General features: G+C 71.6%; 12 protein-coding genes. 6 read left to right on the forward strand and 6 right to left on the reverse strand.

What is annotated here, in order from left to right:
- Window positions 1-31: 31 nt before the first annotated feature.
- The gene (locus tag AVP42_RS07075; protein WP_067947520.1) at window positions 32-1,033 is read right to left on the reverse strand and encodes a hypothetical protein; all 1,002 of its coding nucleotides are present in this window, start codon (window positions 1,031-1,033) and stop codon (window positions 32-34) included.
- Between the two features lie 208 nt (window positions 1,034-1,241).
- A complete protein-coding gene (locus AVP42_RS07080) occupies window positions 1,242-2,675 on the reverse strand; it encodes a CCA tRNA nucleotidyltransferase (protein ID WP_067947525.1) in 1,434 nt (477 codons plus the stop codon).
- 165 nt (window positions 2,676-2,840) lie between these two features.
- Here AVP42_RS07080 and AVP42_RS07085 point away from each other — a divergent pair, with 165 nt between their 5' ends.
- The 6 genes from AVP42_RS07085 (at window position 2,841) to AVP42_RS07110 (ending at window position 10,769) form a co-directional block, all read left to right on the forward strand.
- Entirely contained in the window at window positions 2,841-5,108 is a 2,268-nt protein-coding gene (locus tag AVP42_RS07085; RefSeq protein WP_067947527.1) for a DUF6049 family protein, read from the forward strand.
- Window positions 5,101-6,723: a murein biosynthesis integral membrane protein MurJ gene (murJ, locus tag AVP42_RS07090; protein ID WP_067947528.1), complete on the forward strand. Its 1,623-nt coding sequence runs from the start codon at window positions 5,101-5,103 to the stop codon at window positions 6,721-6,723. The genes AVP42_RS07085 and murJ overlap by 8 nt, the downstream gene beginning before the upstream one ends.
- 127 nt (window positions 6,724-6,850) lie before the next feature.
- The gene (gene trxB / locus AVP42_RS07095; protein ID WP_067947529.1) at window positions 6,851-7,858 is read left to right on the forward strand and encodes a thioredoxin-disulfide reductase; all 1,008 of its coding nucleotides are present in this window, start codon (window positions 6,851-6,853) and stop codon (window positions 7,856-7,858) included.
- Window positions 7,859-7,931: 73 nt separating this feature from the next.
- Complete coding sequence (trxA, locus tag AVP42_RS07100) at window positions 7,932-8,255, forward strand: thioredoxin (protein WP_067947531.1); 324 nt, start codon at window positions 7,932-7,934, stop codon at window positions 8,253-8,255.
- Window positions 8,256-8,469: 214 nt separating this feature from the next.
- Window positions 8,470-9,792 (forward strand): PLP-dependent aminotransferase family protein, encoded by a 1,323-nt coding sequence (locus AVP42_RS07105; protein ID WP_067947533.1) that lies wholly within the window; start codon window positions 8,470-8,472, stop codon window positions 9,790-9,792.
- A 17-nt stretch (window positions 9,793-9,809) separates the two neighbouring features.
- Complete coding sequence (locus AVP42_RS07110; protein WP_067947535.1) at window positions 9,810-10,769, forward strand: ATP-grasp domain-containing protein; 960 nt, start codon at window positions 9,810-9,812, stop codon at window positions 10,767-10,769.
- A gap of 33 nt (window positions 10,770-10,802) precedes the next feature.
- Here AVP42_RS07110 and AVP42_RS07115 read toward each other — a convergent pair whose 3' ends face one another.
- The 4 genes from AVP42_RS07115 to AVP42_RS07130 all read right to left on the reverse strand — a co-directional run bounded on the left by AVP42_RS07115 (window position 10,803) and on the right by AVP42_RS07130 (window position 16,985).
- A complete protein-coding gene (locus tag AVP42_RS07115; RefSeq protein ID WP_067947536.1) occupies window positions 10,803-11,777 on the reverse strand; it encodes a ParB/RepB/Spo0J family partition protein in 975 nt (324 codons plus the stop codon).
- Window positions 11,777-12,649: a ParA family protein gene (locus AVP42_RS16855; protein WP_231878575.1), complete on the reverse strand. Its 873-nt coding sequence runs from the start codon at window positions 12,647-12,649 to the stop codon at window positions 11,777-11,779. Before AVP42_RS16855 ends, AVP42_RS07115 begins: the two co-directional genes overlap by 1 nt.
- A 3,153-nt stretch (window positions 12,650-15,802) precedes the next feature.
- Window positions 15,803-16,459, reverse strand: coding sequence for a 16S rRNA (guanine(527)-N(7))-methyltransferase RsmG (rsmG, locus tag AVP42_RS07125; protein WP_067947537.1), 657 nt, complete (start codon window positions 16,457-16,459; stop codon window positions 15,803-15,805).
- Window positions 16,460-16,487: 28 nt separating this feature from the next.
- Window positions 16,488-16,985 carry a R3H domain-containing nucleic acid-binding protein gene (locus tag AVP42_RS07130; RefSeq protein WP_067947538.1) on the reverse strand — a complete coding sequence of 166 codons (498 nt, stop codon included), beginning with the start codon at window positions 16,983-16,985 and terminating at the stop codon, window positions 16,488-16,490.

The following is a 16,985-nucleotide window of genomic DNA, read 5'->3' on the forward strand; positions in this document are numbered from 1 at the left end:
CGAGGCGCGCACTCGTCGCGCATGCGCGCACTCACCGCCGCCGGCACGGGAGTCCGGCCGCGATCAGCTCGTCGCGCAGGCCGACCGCCCCGCCGGTGACGTCGGACCAGGTCCAGCGGGCGACCTCGCGTCCGTGGTGGCGCTTGAGGCGGCGCTCGCGCTCCTTCTCCCGCCACAGCACCTCCGCCGGCAGCGCGCCCCGCAGGTACTCGTCCGCCGAGTACTTGACGAAACCGTCGAACTCCCCGCTGACGGCGAACTCCGGCCAGTCGAAGTCCACGACGGCCACCGAACCATCCGGGTCGACGAATCGGCGCTGGAGCAGCGGCGGCGGGAACCCGAGGAGGTGGATGTGCGCCCGGCTGAGGGATTCGCCGGCACTCGCCGCCAGTGGGTCGCCGAGTTCGATCGCCCTGCGCGCCGTTCGGCTCCCGCGTCCGGCCGATGTCACCAGCTCGACCAGGTCATCCCGGCGCACCCCGCCGAGCCGGATCGGATCGGCGGACCGCACCTGCCCGTCGACGAACCGCCACGGCAACGTGCGGGTCGCGGGTCGCAGGGCCGCGTCGACGGCGGCCATCGCCGCCGGAAACGCTCGGGAGCGGGCGAGGTCGGCGGTGGTCCGCGCGAGGTCGGTGGTGCGAACCCCGTGCACTCGAGTCACCTGGTCTTCCCGCAGGACTCCCCGGTACCACCGGACGGCCGTCGATGATGCGGGCGGCGTGCGATCGGTGGTCGACAGGTGGACCCAGGAGGGGAGCGGGCGAGCCGTCGGCAGGCCGAGCAGCAGGGCAGCGCTCTCGCCCACCAGCACTGGGTCGTCCGGGCGTCGCCGAAGCGTGGCCGCGATCTGCAGGAGGTGGCGCTGCTCCGGTGTCAGCGCCATCCATGCCGAGCGCTCGGCGTACGCCCCGGGCAGGACGCGGAGCAGCTCTCCGTTCGCGGCTTCACGCTGTAAACGCCGAGCGGATCGGCCCGACCCCAGCTCGTCGGCGACGTAGGAGATCGGAATGGGGAACTCGTGAGCCGTCATGCGCTTACGCTCGCGAGCCCCGCTGCACGGCGCGGGCGTCCCGGCGGCATCTGTGCGCCCCCGCCGCGGATGCCGGGTTGGGCAGGAGCGGTGGGCGCGAGCGCGCGTCTCCACGACGGGCGCGCGACCGCGGCCACGCGCGCTCGTCGCGCAACTGCGCACTCAGACCCGGGCGGGTGGGGCGAGCCCGGGCGGGGGGCGGAGCGGGTCAGGCGTCGCCGCGGGCGGCCCACCAGGCGAGGAGGCGCTCGCGTGCGGCATCCGTGCCGATGGGGCCCTCGTCGAGCCGCACGTCGAGGAGGTACTTGTACGCCTCGCCGACCACCGGCCCCGGACGGATGCCGAGCGTCGCCATGATCTCCTGCCCGTCGAGCTCGGGGCGGACCGCCGCGAGCTCCTCCTCCTCCGCGAGGCGGGCGATGCGCTCCTCGAGGTCGTCGTACGCGAAGCCGAGGCGGTCGGCCTTGCGGCGGTTGCGCGTCGTGACATCCGCTCGGGTGAGGATGTGCAGGCGCTCGAGCTGGTCGCCGGCGTCGCGCACGTAGCGGCGCACCGCCGAGTCGGACCACGCGCCGTCCGTGTAGCCGAAGAACCGCAGGTGCAGCTCGATCAGGCGCGCGACCGCCTTGATGGTGTCGTTGTCGAACCGAAGTTCGCGCAGGCGCTTCTTGGCGAGCTTGGCGCCGACGATGTCGTGGTGGTGGAACGACACGGCCCCGCCCGGCTCGAGCCGGCGCGTGGCGGGCTTGCCGATGTCGTGCAGCAGCGCGGCGAGTCGCACGACGAGGTCCGGCGACTCGAGCCGACCGCGCGACACCTCGTAGTCGATGGCCTGGTCGAGCACCGTGAGCGAGTGCTCGTAGACGTCCTTGTGGTGGTGGTGCTCGTCGATCTCGAGCTTCAGGGCGGGGATCTCGGGCAGCACGCGCGCGGCGATCCCGGTGTCGACGAGCAGGCGGATGCCGCGGCGCGGGGCGTCGGTGCAGAGCAGCTTCGACAGCTCGTCGCGCACGCGCTCCGCCGAGATGCGGTCGATCTCGGGGGCGAGCGCCGACATCGCCGCGAGGGTGCCCTCCTCGACCTCGAACCCGAGCTGGGACGCGAAGCGTGCGGCGCGCATCATCCGCAGCGGGTCGTCGCCGAACGACACCTCGGGCTCGGACGGCGTGCGGAGGACGCCGGCGATGAGGTCCTCGACGCCGCCCGACGGGTCGACCAGCGCGATCTGCGGCAGGCGCAGCGCGAGCGCGTTGACGGTGAAGTCGCGGCGGACGAGGTCGTCCTCGAGCGAGGTGCCGAAGACGACCTCGGGCTTGCGGGACGTGCCGTCGTACGCGTCCGCGCGGTACGTGGTGATCTCGACCGTGTGGCCGTGGACCTTCGCCCCGATGGTGCCGAAGTCGCGGCCGATGTCCCAGTGCGCCTCGGCGATGGGCTTGACGACCTCGAGGATCTCGTCGGGCGTGGCATCCGTGGTGAAGTCGAGGTCGTTGGTGCCGCGACCGAGGAACGCGTCGCGCACCGGCCCGCCCACGAGCGCGAGCTCGTACCCGGCGGCGGCGAACGCCTCGGCGAGCTTCGCGACGGTCGGCGAGGCCGCGAGACCACTGAGGCGGTCGAGGGCCTGCGCCACGCTCTGCATTGCTCCATGTTAGGCAGGGCGGCGAGGGCGATGCGTCGCGCGCCCGGCCCGCGAACCGGGGGCGGGCCGCCGAGACGTGGGTGACGGATGCCGCGAGGCGAACGGTGACGGACGCCCCATCCACACCCGACGGGCTCGGGGACGTCACGCCGTAGAATCGCTCGCATGCCGGCCGAGTCGACCACTCCTCGACGCCTCCGCCGACTCCTCGCCTTCACCGCGTCCGCGGCGATGTCCGCGCTCGTCGCGATGGGCGCCGCGGCTCCTGCCGCGGCAGCGTCCTCCGCCGCCGGCTTCGGTCCCGGCGGTCTCGGCGTCGTCGGCGTCGTCGCGCCCGCCGCACGGAACGGATCGGGCCTGACGCCGGAGGCGACGGAGGACGGGGTGCGCGTCAGCGTGGCCCCCGCGGGTGCGACGGCCGTCGCCGCGGGCGCGGGCATCGACGTGGTCGTCGAGGTCGTCAACCGCACCGGCGAGGCGCTCGGCGCCGGCACGATCGCGCTGGACGTCGCGACGTCGGCGCTCTCCGACGCCGCGGACGTCGACGCCTGGTCCACGGGCGACTCCGCCGAGCGGCCCGAGGCGCGACGCGTCGCCGAGCGGGCCTCGGCCTCGCTGGCCGCCGGTGCCGCGACGACGCTCACGTTCACCATCCCACCGGATGCCACGGGGGAGTCCTGGCCCGCCGTGGGCGTCGCCGCGTCGCTCGAGATCGACGGCGACACGGTCGCCGCATCCACGTCGGTGCTTGCGAACTCGCGGGTCCCCGCCGCCGACCCGGTGGGCCTCGCGCTCGCGTACCCGCTCACGACGCCGCCGATCGAGGAGGGCCTGATCCCGGCGGAGCGCCTCGAGGCGTGGACGGCGCCGACCGGCGCGCTCACCCGCCAGCTGGAGGCGGTCTCCGGCGCCGCCGTCGCGATCGGCGTCGATCCCCGGATTCCCGCGTCGATCCGCGTGCTCGGCTCGTCCGCCCCGCAGACCGCCGTCGAGTGGCTCGCCGAGCTCGAGCGGATGCCGAACGAGGTGTTCCCGCTCGCCTACGCCGACGCCGACCTCGCCGCGCAGGCGCAGGCCGGGCTGGACGCGCCGCTCGAGCCGCTCGGCTTCGACGACGCGATCGACCCGGCCGACTTCACCGAGGGCGGCGAGGAGGACGGCACCACCGCGTCTCCCGGCCGGATCCCCGACGCGGAGGCGCTCCTCGACTGGACCTTCACGCGCACCGACATCGCCTGGCCGGCCGATGACACCGTCGCATCGGGCGATCTCGACGTCTTCGCCGCGGGCGGGCTCACGACCGCCATCCTGTCGCCCGGCAACGTCGAGCCCGTCGAGGACGCGGTGAGCGCCGGCGCGACGATCGACGGTCGCGCGGCCGCGGTCGCCGACGCCCGGGTGACGCCGGCGCTCCGTCGTGCCGCGGACGCGGCATCCGACACGGAATGGCGCGCCGCGACCTCGCGGGTGCTCGCCGAGCTCGCACTGGCGGCCGACGAGGGCGTCTCCACGGTCCTCGGCACGTTCGGACGCTCGGGAGGCGACGGCTCGGACCGCGTCGCCGCGACGCTGTCGGCGCTGGCCTCCACGCCCTGGTCGCAGCCGGCGACGCTCGTGGACACCGTCGGCGCGCCGCCCGTCGAGCGCACGCTCATCTCCACGGCCGAATCTCAGCAGCGCCTCGACAACGTGGGTCGCATGCTCACCGCCGAGCAGGCGGTGGCCGACTTCTCCGACGTGCTCGTCGACCCGAGCGTGCTCACCGCGCCGACCCGGCGCGACCTGCTCGCACTGCTGTCGACGGGATGGATCCCGCAGCCGACCGAGTGGACCGCCGCCGTGGGGCGCTGGCTCGTCGACCGTCGCGCCATCACCGACGCCGTGTCGGTCGTCTCGAGCAGCACCGTGCTGGTCGTCGCGAGCGAGACCGGCATCCCGATCACCATCCTCAACGCGCTCCCGTACCCCGTCGAGGTGGTCGTCTCCGTGGCCCCGTCGAACGGCCGGCTCATCGTCGAGGACTCCGTCGACGTCACCGTCGAGCCCGAGACGCGCAGCACGGTGAGCGTTCCGGTCGCCGCGGGCGTCGGCAGCGGCGAGGTGAACCTCGAGGTCTCCCTCGCCTCGCCGGACGGCACGCCCATCGGCGACGCGGTCATCGTGCCCGCCAACGTGCAGGCCGACTGGGAGGGCGTCGGTGCGGCGGTGCTCGCCGCGATCGCCGTGGCGGTGTTCGCGATCGGCGTGCTGCGCAGCGTGCGCCGGCGTCGACGCGACCGCGGGGCGGGGTCCGCGGGAGCCGCCGATGCGGGCGCCACGGGTCCGGCGGAGACGGACGCCGCAGGTCCGGGCGCCGAGCCCGAGAGCAGGGTAGCGTTCGACACCGCAGCACCCGAGCACACCGAGACCACCGAGGAACGACCGAATGGCTGAAGACCGGATCGCCCGAGCGAGTCTCTTCCTGGCGTCCGGCACGATCGTGTCGCGCCTGCTCGGGTTCCTCAAGGCCATCGTGCTCGCGGGCGTGGTCGGCGTCGCCTACTCGCAGAGCGCCGACGCGTTCGCCATCGCCAACGGCCTGCCGAGCATCCTGTTCGCCATCGTCGCGGGCGGCGTGCTGAGCGCGGTGCTCGTGCCGCAGATCGTGCGCGCGAGCGTGCACGCCGACGGCGGCGCCGCCTACGTCAACAAGCTGCTGACGCTCGCGCTCGTGCTCATCGGCGCGGCGACCATCCTCGCGACCGCGGCGGCGCCGCTGCTCGTCCTGCTCTGGGGCGGGAGCAACCCGTCGATCGTGCCGCTGGCGACGGCGTTCGCGTTCTGGAGCCTGCCCCAGATCTTTTTTTACGGCCTGTACGCGCTGCTCGGCGAGGTGCTCAACGCCCGCCGCAACTTCGGCCCGTACACCTGGGTGCCCGCGCTCAACAACCTCGTCGCGATCGCCGGCTTCCTCATCTTCGGCTTCGTCTTCGGCTTCGACCCGACCGGCCAGCGCACGCCCGACGACTGGACCGCCGCGATGGTCGCGACGCTCGCCGGCTCCGCCACGCTCGGCATCGTGACGCAGGCGGTGTCGCTGTTCTGGTTCTGGCGACGCATCGGGCTGCGCTACCGACCGGACTTCCACTGGCGCGGCGTCGGCCTGCGGTCGGCGGGACGCATGGCCGGCTGGACCTTCGGCATGCTGCTGCTGTCGACGGCCGCGGGCATCGTGCAGACGCAGGTGGTCGCGACGGCATCCAACCAGGGCGCGGCGAACGCGGCGATGGACACCGCCTGGCTGATCTTCATGCTCCCGCACTCGGTCATCACGGTGTCGATCGCGACCGCCTACTTCACGCGCATGAGCGAGCACGGGCGCGACGGCCGACACGAGCTGCTGCTCCACGACCTGACCTCGGCCGCCCGCACGGTCGTGACCCTGCTCGCGTTCGCCTCCGTGGCGCTCATCGTCATCGCGTACCCGTTCGCACGCGTCTTCCAGTCGGGCGACTTCGCGCTCGTCGCCGCCGTCGCCGACGTCATCATCGCGTTCGCGATCGGACTCGTCGGGTTCAGCGTGCTGTTCCTCGTGCAGCGCACGTTCTACGCGCTGAACGACACCCGCACGCCCTTCTTCTTCACGCTCTTCCAGGTGCTCGTCTTCACCACCCTCGCCCTCGTGGCGCTCGCGACGCTTCCGAAGGAATGGCTCGCCGTAGGCGTCGCGGCCTCGACGACCATCGCCGGAGGCCTCCAGCTCGCCGCCGCACTCGTGCTGCTCCGACGGCGCCTCGGGACGATCGGCATCCGTTCGGTCGCAGTGTCGCTCGGGCGCGCGATGGCGGCGCTCATCGTCCCCGCCGCCGTGGGCGTCGCCCTCGTCTGGTGGCTCGGCGGCTTCGAGGAGGGCGGGTTCGCGGTGTCCGACCGCATCAGCGCGCTGCTGTCCATGGCCCTCGTCGGCACGGTCATGGCGGTGCTGTACGCGGCCTTCCTCCTGCTGTTCCGCTCACCCGAGTTCCGGGCCCTCGCGGTCCCCGTCGTCAGCCGCCTCCGTCGCCGCTGAGCGAGCTGGGAGCGGCCTGCGAGCCGCGCCGTGGGCCGGAATAGCGGCCGCCTAGACTGTGTTCACCTAGTCGTGGCATCCGCTCGGTAGGATGCCGCGAATCATCGCAGGACGAACAGGAGCGGGTTTGCGCGACATCATCATCATCGGTTCGGGACCGGCCGGGTTCACCGCCGCGATCTACGCCGCGCGCGCCGAGCTGAAGCCGCTCCTCATCGCCAGCTCGGTCGAGATCGGCGGCGAGCTGATGAACACGACCGAGGTCGAGAACTTCCCCGGGTTCCCCGAGGGCATCATGGGGCCCGACCTCATGGGCAAGATGCAGGCCCAGGCCGAGCGGTTCGGCACCGAGGTCGTCTACGACGACGTCGTGGAGCTCGACGTCGAGGGCCCGGTCAAGCGGGTCAAGCTGGGCAACGGAGGCGAGCACGGGGCTCGCGCCGTGATCTTCGCGACGGGTTCGGCCTACCGCAAGCTCGGGCTGCCCGAGGAGGAGCGCCTCTCCGGCTACGGCCTCTCGTGGTGCGCCACGTGCGACGGCTTCTTCTTCCGCGAGAAGACGATCGCCGTGGTCGGCGGCGGCGACTCCGCGATGGAGGAGGCGACGTTCCTCACCCGCTTCGCCGACAAGGTCTACGTGATCCACCGCCGCGACGAGCTCAAGGCGTCGAAGATCATGCAGAAGCGCGCGTTCGACAACCCCAAGATCGAGTTCATCTGGAACGCCGAGGTCGCCGCCATCCTGGGCGATGCTCAGGTCAGCGGCGTCACCCTGCGCGACACCGTGACCGGTGAGGAGCGCGCGCTCGACCTCGACGGGCTGTTCGTGGCGATCGGCAACGACCCGCGCACGCACCTCGTGCACGGCAAGCTCGACCTCACGCACGAGGGCACCATCGCGGTGCAGGGTCGCTCGTCGCGGACCTCGGTCCCGGGCGTCTTCGCCGCGGGCGACGTCATCGACCCGACCTACCGGCAGGCCGTCACGGCCGCCGGATCGGGCACCGTGGCAGCGCTCGACGCCGAGCACTACCTCGCCGCGCTCGACGACACCGACGACCAGCCGGCGGCCGCGGAGGCCGAGGCCATCGAGGTGGACGAGGCCGTCGCCGCCGACCTGGCGCGCGTCGACTGAGTATTCCGACCGCAGCATCCGTGCTCGGCGTCCGACGCCGGCGGCATCCGCTTCACGCAAAGGAGAGAGACACATGACTGCACGCGCAGTGACCGAGGCCACCTTCGACCAGGAGGTGCTCAAGAACGACCGAGCCGTGCTCGTCGACTTCTGGGCCGAGTGGTGCGGTCCGTGCCGCGCCGTGAGCCCCATCCTCGACCAGATCGCGACCGAGCACTCCGACAAGCTCGACATCGTCAAGCTCAACGTCGACGAGAACCCCGGCCTGGCCATGAAGTACCAGATCACCGCCATTCCCGCGATGAAGGTGTTCAAGGGCGGCGAGGTCGTGCACACGGTCATCGGCGCGAAGCCGAAGCCCGCGCTCGAGGCCGACCTGGCCGAGTTCATCGGCTGAGTCCGCTCCACTCGTCACGGCCCGTCCCGGTTCATCCGGGGCGGGCCGTCGTCGTCTCCGCGCATTCCCGGGGATCGGCGTCGCTCGGCCCTCGGCATGGCGAACGGATGCCGCGTGCGGCATGTACGCGCGCCGCGTCACGCAGCGGCATCCGCTTCGGGCCCCTCGCCGACGGCTGACTAGCATGGGAACCCTGAGCAGAACGGAACCAGCAGTGACCCCTGACGGAGTGCCCCAGCGGACCGGCAACAACCTCGACCCCTGGTATGCGAACTACGCCGAGCGAGCCGCCGGCTTCGCCGCCTCCGAGGTGCGCGCCCTCTTCGCCGTCGCCTCCCGCCCCGAGGTCGTGTCGCTCGCCGGCGGGATGCCGTACGTGTCGGCGCTGCCGCAGGAGCTCATCACCTCGGCGTTCGAGCAGGTGATGCGCGAGCAGGGCCCGGTGGCGCTGCAGTACGGGTCCGGTCAGGGCATCCCGACGCTGCGCGAGCACATCGTCGAGGTGATGTCGCTGGAGGGCATCCGCGGCTCCGTGGACAACGTGGTGACCTCGACCGGCTCGCAGCAGGCGCTCGACCTCGTCGCCAAGCTCTTCCTCGACCCCGGCGACGTGGTGCTCGCCGAGGCACCCTCCTACGTCGGTGCGATGGGCGTCTTCCGCTCCTACCAGGCGTCGGTGGTCCACGTCGCGATGGACGACGACGGCCTGATCCCGGAGGCGCTCCGCCAGACCATCGCGCACCTGCGCGGCCAGGGTCGACGGATCAAGTTCCTCTACACGATCCCGAACTTCCACAACCCGGCGGGGGTCACCCTCTCGGCCGAGCGGCGCCCGGAGATCCTCGAGATCTGCCGCTCCAACGAAATCCTCGTCCTGGAGGACAACCCGTACGGCCTCCTGCACTTCGACGAACCGGCGCCGCACGCCCTGCGCTCGATGGACGCCGAGGGGGTCATCTACCTCGGGTCGTTCTCGAAGACGCTGGCGCCCGGGTTCCGGGTGGGTTGGGCGCTGGCGCCGCACGCGATCCGCGAGAAGCTCATCCTCGCAGCGGAGTCGGCGATCCTGTCGCCGTCGTCCTTCAGTCAGCTCGTCGTCTCGGAGTACCTTTCGCAGGCGGACTGGCGCGGCCAGATCGACGCGTTCCGCGGTGTCTACCGCGAACGCAAGGACGCGATGATCGAGGCGCTGGGGGAGTACCTGCCGCAGTTGTCGTGGACCAACCCCAACGGCGGGTTCTACGTCTGGGTGACGCTGCCGGACGTCCTCGACTCGAAGCAGATGCTTCCCCGCGCGGTGCGCGAGCTGGTCGCGTACACGCCCGGCACGGCGTTCTTCGCCGACGGCCGCGGTCGGCACGCCATCCGCCTCTCGTTCTGCTATCCCACGCCCGACGCGATCCGGCTCGGGATCCGGCGCCTGGCCACGGTGGTCAACGGCGAACTCGACCTGCTCGACACGTTCGCCGGCACCGGCCCACTGCAGCTGCCCGATCGCCCGGGCATCGAACCCGCCCCGCCCACCGACCTCAAGTAGCGGAGAAGTCCCTGATCATGAGCGAATCCACTGGTCTCTCCGTCGTCGTCCTCGCGGGCGGCATCTCGCACGAGCGCGATGTCTCGCTGCGGTCGGGCCGACGCGTCGCCGACGCGCTCATCGAGGCGGGCCACCGCGTCGAGGTCCGCGATCCGGATGCCGGACTCCTCCCGTACCTCGCCGAGCGCCGCCCGGATGCGGTGTTCCCGGCGCTGCACGGATCGAGCGGCGAGGACGGCTCCCTGCTCGAGCTGCTCGCGGCCCTCGGCGTGCCGACCGTCGGTTCGACGGGCGCGGCCGCCCGCCGCGCCTGGTCCAAGCCCGTGGCGAGCTCGCTCGTCGCGCAGACCGGCATCGCCGTGCCCGAGTCGATCGTGCTCTCGCACGAGGCGTTCCGCGAACTCGGCGCCTCGAGCGTGCTCCGAGTCGTGCGCGCGGCGATGCAGGGCGACCTGGTGGTGAAGCCCGCATCGGGCGGTTCGGCCCAGGGCGTCTCCATCGTCGATGACCCGACGGAGTTGCCGCGGGCCATGGTCGAGGCGTTCACGTACGCCGAGGTCGCCATCGTGGAGCGTCGCATCGTGGGGACCGAGATCGCCGTCGCGGTGATCGGGACCGGTGACGAGGCGCGCGCGCTGACGGCGGTCGAGATCGTGCCCACGACGGGGGTCTACTCGTTCCAGGAGCGCTACAACGCGGGGGAGACCACGTTCTTCGCCCCGAGCCGGCTCGATGACGCGGTCGTCGACGCCGCGACGGATGCCGCGCTGCTGGCCCACCGCACGCTCGGGCTCAGGGATCTGTCGCGCGTCGACCTGATCGTCGACGGACAGGGCACGCCGTGGTTCCTCGAGGCGAACGTGCTGCCGGGGCTCACGGAGACGTCGCTGCTCCCGCTCGCCATCGAGGCGTCCGGCGCGACGGCGTCGGCGGTGTACGACGAACTCGTGCGCGCGGCGGTCGCCCGCGACGCGTAGCTCCTGCCTGGATCGCGGAGCGGCCCGTCCGCGTCAGAGTCCTTCGAGGTCCGCGCCGAGTTCGGTGAGGATCCGGCGAAGGTCCTGAACGGTCGCGAAATCGATGCTGATCTGGCCCTTTCGCGCGCCGAGGGTGATCTTGACCCGGGTGTCGAGGCGGTCGCCGAGACGGCCTGAAAGATCGTCGAGGAACTCCTGACGCTTCCCAGCGGCCGGCTTCGGTCGCCCGGGCTTCGGATTCTCAGCCACGATGGCCTCGGCAGCCCGCACCGAGAGGTCCTCGTTGACGATCTTGTCGGCCAGGCGCTGCATGGCCTCCGGGTCGCCGGCCGCCAGGATGGCGCGCGCGTGGCCGGCACTGAGCACGCCGGCCGCCACGCGCATCTGCACCGGCTCGGGCAGCTTGAGGAGACGGAGGGTGTTCGAGATCTGCGGGCGTGAGCGGCCGATCCTCGTCGCCAGCTCCTCCTGGGTGATGCCGAAGTCGGCGAGGAGTTGCTGGTACGCACTCGCCTCTTCGAGCGGGTTCAGCTGCGATCGATGCAGGTTCTCGAGGAGCGCATCGCGCAGCATCGCCTCGTTGGCCGTGTCCTTGATGACCGCCGGAATGGAGTCGAGGCCCGCTGCCTTCGTCGCGCGCAGGCGCCGCTCGCCCATCACGAGCTCGTACTTGCCCGCCTGGTCGGGGTGGGGTCGCACCACGATCGGCTGGAGGACGCCGAATTCCTTGACGCTGTGGATCAGCTCGGCGAGGTCCTCCTCGTCGAACACGGTGCGCGGCTGCTGGGCGTTCGGGACGATGTCGTGCGGGTTCAGCCGAGCGAGGTGCGCCCCAGGAACGGTCACGAGGTTGGCATCCGCGGCGTTCTCGACGGCCTCGACGGCTGCCTTGGGGGCCTCGCTGTCGGGGAAGAAGACATCCACCGGCCGAGTGGCGCGCGGGGCGTCGTCGGTGGTGGGGATGAGCGCGCCGATACCGCGGCCGAGGCCGGTCCGCTTCGTTGCCATCAGTTGGTCTCCTTGCTCTCCGACGCACCACGCCGGGCGATCTCTGCGGCAGCCTCGCGGTACGACAGCGAGCCGCTCGACGCGAAGTCGTAGCTGATCACGCTCTGCCCGTAGCTCGGCGCCTCGGACACTCGAACGGACCGAGGGATGATCGTGTCGAGCGTCTGGGTGGGGAAGTGGTCGCGGACCTCCTGCGCGACCTGCTGCGCGAGGTTGGTGCGCGAGTCGTACATCGTCAGCAGGATCGTGCTGAGGCGAAGTTCGGGATTGAGGTGCTTCTCGATCAGTTCGATATTGCTGAGCAGCTGCGACAGGCCCTCGAGTGCGTAGTACTCGCACTGGATCGGGATGAGCACCTCGCGCGCCGCGACGAACGCGTTGATCGTGAGCAGTCCCAACGACGGCGGGCAGTCGATGAAGACGTAGTCGTACGGGCGCTCCATCGTCTCGAGGTGGGCATCGAGCGCTCGGCGGAGGCGCTGCTCCCGCGCGACCAATGACACGAGTTCGATCTCGGCTCCGGCGAGGTGGATCGTGGCCGGCACGCAATCCAGCCGCTCGTGCTCGCTCGACGTCTGGATCACCTCGGCGAGGGGCAGGTCGGAGACGAGGACTTCGTAGACGCTCTGTCGCTCCGACCGGTGGTCGACGCCGAGGGCCGTCGATGCGTTGCCCTGCGGGTCGAGGTCGATCACGAGCACGCGGGCGCCGGCACGAGCGAGGGCCGCGGCCAGGTTCACGGCGGACGTGGTCTTGCCGACGCCGCCCTTCTGGTTCGAGATCGTCAGGACGCGCGTCGACGGGGGCAGGGGCAGAACGGCCTCATCGAGCGCGAGGCGCCGGCGGGTCTCGTCGGCAATCTGATCGGCCAGGGGGGTTCCTCCGTCTGCGTGGGGTGTTTCACGTGAAACATCGGTGGCGAGCGTGTCGACTGCGGGGTGGGCTGCGGCGGACGGCGGCACTACCTCGGCGGTGCCCGCCGTCGCCGACGGGCGGTCAACCGATTCGTCCGCGTCTCGCGCTTCGCCTTGGGAAGGGTACTCCACCGGCTGCGCCGGCTGCGCGATCGGCACAGGCACCTCGATGTCGATCGGCGGCCCCGGTCGTTCGCCGGCGACGACACCTTCCGTGGTGGGCGCGTCCGCGGGGGGTGCGGGAGATGCGGCGGATGCGTCGTACGTGGGGTCTGCGCTCGAGGCGTCGGCGGTCGCGGCGGGGGCCTCCGGCGACTCGCCCAGGTGCGCGGCGCTGTCGTCAGCGGCCACCGGCGAGGCGACGACGGTGGTCGGCGCCGGAGCGGCCGAAGCGGATTCACTTGCGGCTTCGCGGGAGTCGGGCTCGTCTCGGCTCGGCTGCAGGCTCGACACCGTCTCGGCCGTCGCGTCGCCCACGATCTCCCGGATGATCTCCTCGAGCAGGCGGTCGGGGGCGCTGGACGGCGGGGACGTGGACGCTGTCGCGCTGGGCGACCCCTCGTCGTTGAGCGCAGCCGCGGTGGCGGCATCCCAGTCGTATGCAGCCCTCGGTGCCGCCGGCTGCGGTGACGCAAGGGCCTCGACGGGTGTGCGGCCCGGTCCGTGGGCGACCGGAGACGAAGGCTGCGGGGCGGCCGTCTCGCTCGTCGGGCGGGGCTCCGTCCCGGCGGTCGGCCCGGTCGGCCCGGTCGGCCCTGGTAGATCGTCCGTTGACGGCGCGCTCGGCGGGTCGGACGGTCCATCGTTGCGCGACGGATTCACGAGGTCGTCGAATGCGCGGCGATCACCACGCGGTTCCGCGTAGGCGGTGGGCATGAATTCCGACGACGGCGCGTCGCCGCCGTGCGTTTCGTACGCCTCGATCCGAGTCGGCTCGGGTGCGGCGGGCGCTGGCGTCGGCTCCGGTCGCGGCTTTCGTCGATGGAACCAGCCGCGTCCCCCACCGTTCGCCATTCCCACTCCAGACCTGCCGTCGAGATCGCCGCCATCGGGCCGGCTGCGTTCTTCGAGTTCCAAGCCTAACTGCCGCATCGGACGCGGGAACGGCGACGCCCCGGCCGTCCGTCGGCGGTCCGCCATCGCGACGGCGCCTCGGCCTCCGAGCGCCCGCGACCCGGGCGTTTCACGTGAAACGCCCCATCGGGTTTCGCGCGCGCGTCTGCTTCTCGCGCCCTCCGATTGGGGACGAGCCCGCCCGGGCCCGCCGTGAATGCCCGTTGCCGCTCCGCCGGCGACGGAGAGACATCTCGGGCAGCTCCCTATGAGAACGGGAGAAGAATGGCCCCTATTGATCGTCACGCCCGCGGGAGCGTGGCGCAGGGTCCGACGGTGTCGCCCGGGGGCCCCTGGAGGCGTCGGTGTTGACGGGGGAGACGCCGCAGTCTTCCGAGGCGCGGGCTCTGCCGACGTGGACGGATCGGCCGCGCGGGCGGATCGTCGCGAAACGTGCAGGACGACTGTGCCGCCGCTTTTCCCGAGACGGTGACCTGCTGGGTGTCAGGGCCGGGCGGCTGGCGATCCGGGTCAATCGACCTTCCTCGGACGACTGAGGCGACGGCGTGCACGCACGCTCGTACTGGTACACCGATCGCCCCTGGGGTCCTGCAACGCGCTCAGGAGGCGTTTCACGTGAAACATGGCCCGCGCAAGGGCGCCCCAGCGCGCCACGGTCCGCATGTTTCACGTGAAACGGCGCAGTCTCCGGAGCCATGAGCGCGTACGCGTTACCCGGGCGGCCTGAAGCTCGCGGACCCGCGGTTTGCGATTCGCGCGGTACGTCTGGTTCCGCGGGGTGGGAACTGGCCTCGAGGCGTTTCACCTCAAACCTCGTGCGCGCATGCCCGTCCACGTCCCAGCGCCGTACGCGTTCACGTGAAGCGGACCCGGACTCCGAAGCCTTCAGACGCGCGCGGAGGTGGCCCCTAACTCCCGACTCCCAACAAGGCGTGCCGGAAGCCGAGCTCCGCGGGCGGCGGAGGAGTCGCGCGGCCCATTGCGCGCTGCCCAAGCCCCCTCAATGGGCGGGTATCAGGCAAGGGCGCGTCATCCCCGGCGCTCCTGCGAGCATTGGCGGGCATTCACCCCTCGGCCACCCCTCGTCGACGAGCGGGTCGGCGTGCCGGTGCGACGAACGACAAGCATCCTTGGGTACGGACAGCAATCGCTCCCGTGCAGCCTCACGTCGGGCTGGAGCCAGACGAATCGGGCATCGCAGCGTGGTCGGCGGAATCGGCAGCCCGAAAGGACGTTCCGCGCCTTGCTCCGCCAGCGGTCGCAGCGCCCGGAGCGAGTCAGCAGGCCGAAGAGGGTCCGTCCAGATCGCAGGGGAGGGCGCGCGCGACGGGAGCCGTCGAGCGAGTTCCGCTGGCCCGACCGCCCGAGAGCGGTCCGGTGCATTGCGTCCTGCGCGTTCGGACCCCCGATACGTAGGCGGGCACGTCGAGTCCGTCGATCCCGGAACCCCCACGCTCGCGGTGGACTTCACGCCTCTGGGCGAGACGACCCTCCGGTGGGCACGACTGCCTCGTGGTGGGCACCGGCCGCGTACGGGGTGGCGTCACGTGGCCCGCGACCGAGCAAACGCATGCATCCGCGCAGCCCGGGAGGATCGTCGACACCTCTCGCGTCTCGCCTGAACGCGACAGGCCATGGGCCAGCCCAGATGGAACAGACCGGTACACCCGGTCCCGGGACAAGGGTCCCGCCATGGATCGCGCCGGGGGAGAGGCGAAGTGGAACTTGTCGCCCCACGCCCAAAGAACGGCGCGAGGAGGAGGTGTCGACTGTCGCTTCGCGAACCGTTACGCCGCCGTGGTGACCATGCGCTGACACGGCGGAGGATCACTGGGCTCGCCTGGCGCGGCGAACGGACGAACCCGGAGTCGGCCGCGCGGTGCAGCCGGCACCGCACGGCTTCGTCGAACCCCGCCCGTCATCACACCGAACAGCGAGGCACTCCCAACCTGGAGCGCACCTCGAGGAGCCCCGCCGTCGCCGCCGAGCAGCTTCCGTTTCACGTGAAACGCCGCGGATGCGGCAGCGAACGATCGCTTATGCCGCGGGCACGCGCGCCCGGAACACTCGCGTCACGTCGTCGACCACGCCCTCGCCGAGCACGACGACGTCGACGTCCTGCAGCTTGAACTTCCGAATCGCCTTCTCGGCCGCGCCCATCTCGCCGGTCACGCCGGCGCCCTTCATGAGCAGCAACTCCCCGCCCGGCGCCAGCAGTGGGGCGGTGATCGGGATGAGCGTCCGGAGTGCGCTCACCGCTCGGGCCGTCACCTGATCCAGCCGGCCGGCGAGCTTCGCCTCCTCGGCACGCGCGCGCACCACGTCGACGTTCTCGAGGCCGAGTTCGTCCACTTGCCGGTTGAGCCACGCCACCCGACGCTCCATCGGTTCGATGAGCGTGAGGTGCACGTCGGGGCGGGCGATGGCGAGCACCAGGCCGGGAAGCCCTGCGCCCGAGCCCACGTCGCCGACGCGGCCAGGACGGAGGAGTGGCGCGACGAGGCCGGAGTTCACGACGTGACGACTCCACAGCCGCGGGAGTTCGAGGGGACCGATGAGCCCGAGCTCCTCGCCGTGGCGAGCGAGGTGCTCGGTGAACTGCCGGACGATCGGCAGCCGATCGCCGAACACGGTCGCAGCCGAGGGCGGCTCCGGCTCGAGGGCGTCCTGCCAGTCGGGGGAGTGGTCAGTCATGTTCCACGTGAAACGTCGAGTTCGGGGGTCAGCCGATGCGCGTGATCACGGTGTGGCGGTCGGCGCCCTCGCCGCGAGACTCCGAGTGGAGCCCACGCTCGGCGACCAGGTCGTGGACGAGCTTGCGCTCGTACGACGACATGGGCGGGAGTGCAGCCTCAGCGGCGCCCTCCTCGAGGCGCTCGGCCGCGCGCGCGACCAGCCGACCGAGCTCGTCACGGCGGGCATCGCGCGAGCCGCCGATGTCGAGGATGAGCCGCGAGAACGCGCCCGTCTTGGTCTGCACCGCCAGGCGAGTGAGCTCCTGGAGGGCGGAGACCACCTCGGGCTTCGCGAGCAGCGAGAGGTTCGCGCCCTCGGAAGCGTGCACCGACACGTAGGCGCGACCGTTGCGGGCATCGATGTCGATGTCACCGTCGAGGTCGCTGATGTCGAGGAGCTCCTCGATGTAGTCGGCCGCGATGTCGCCCTCCTCCTCGAGCTGCTCGAGGGTTCGGTTGGCCGCGTCGGGCTTGACGTCGGTCAT

Source organism: Agromyces sp. NDB4Y10 (assembly GCF_001620055.1).
In the GTDB taxonomy this organism is placed as follows: Bacteria; Actinomycetota; Actinomycetes; order Actinomycetales; family Microbacteriaceae; genus Agromyces; species Agromyces indicus.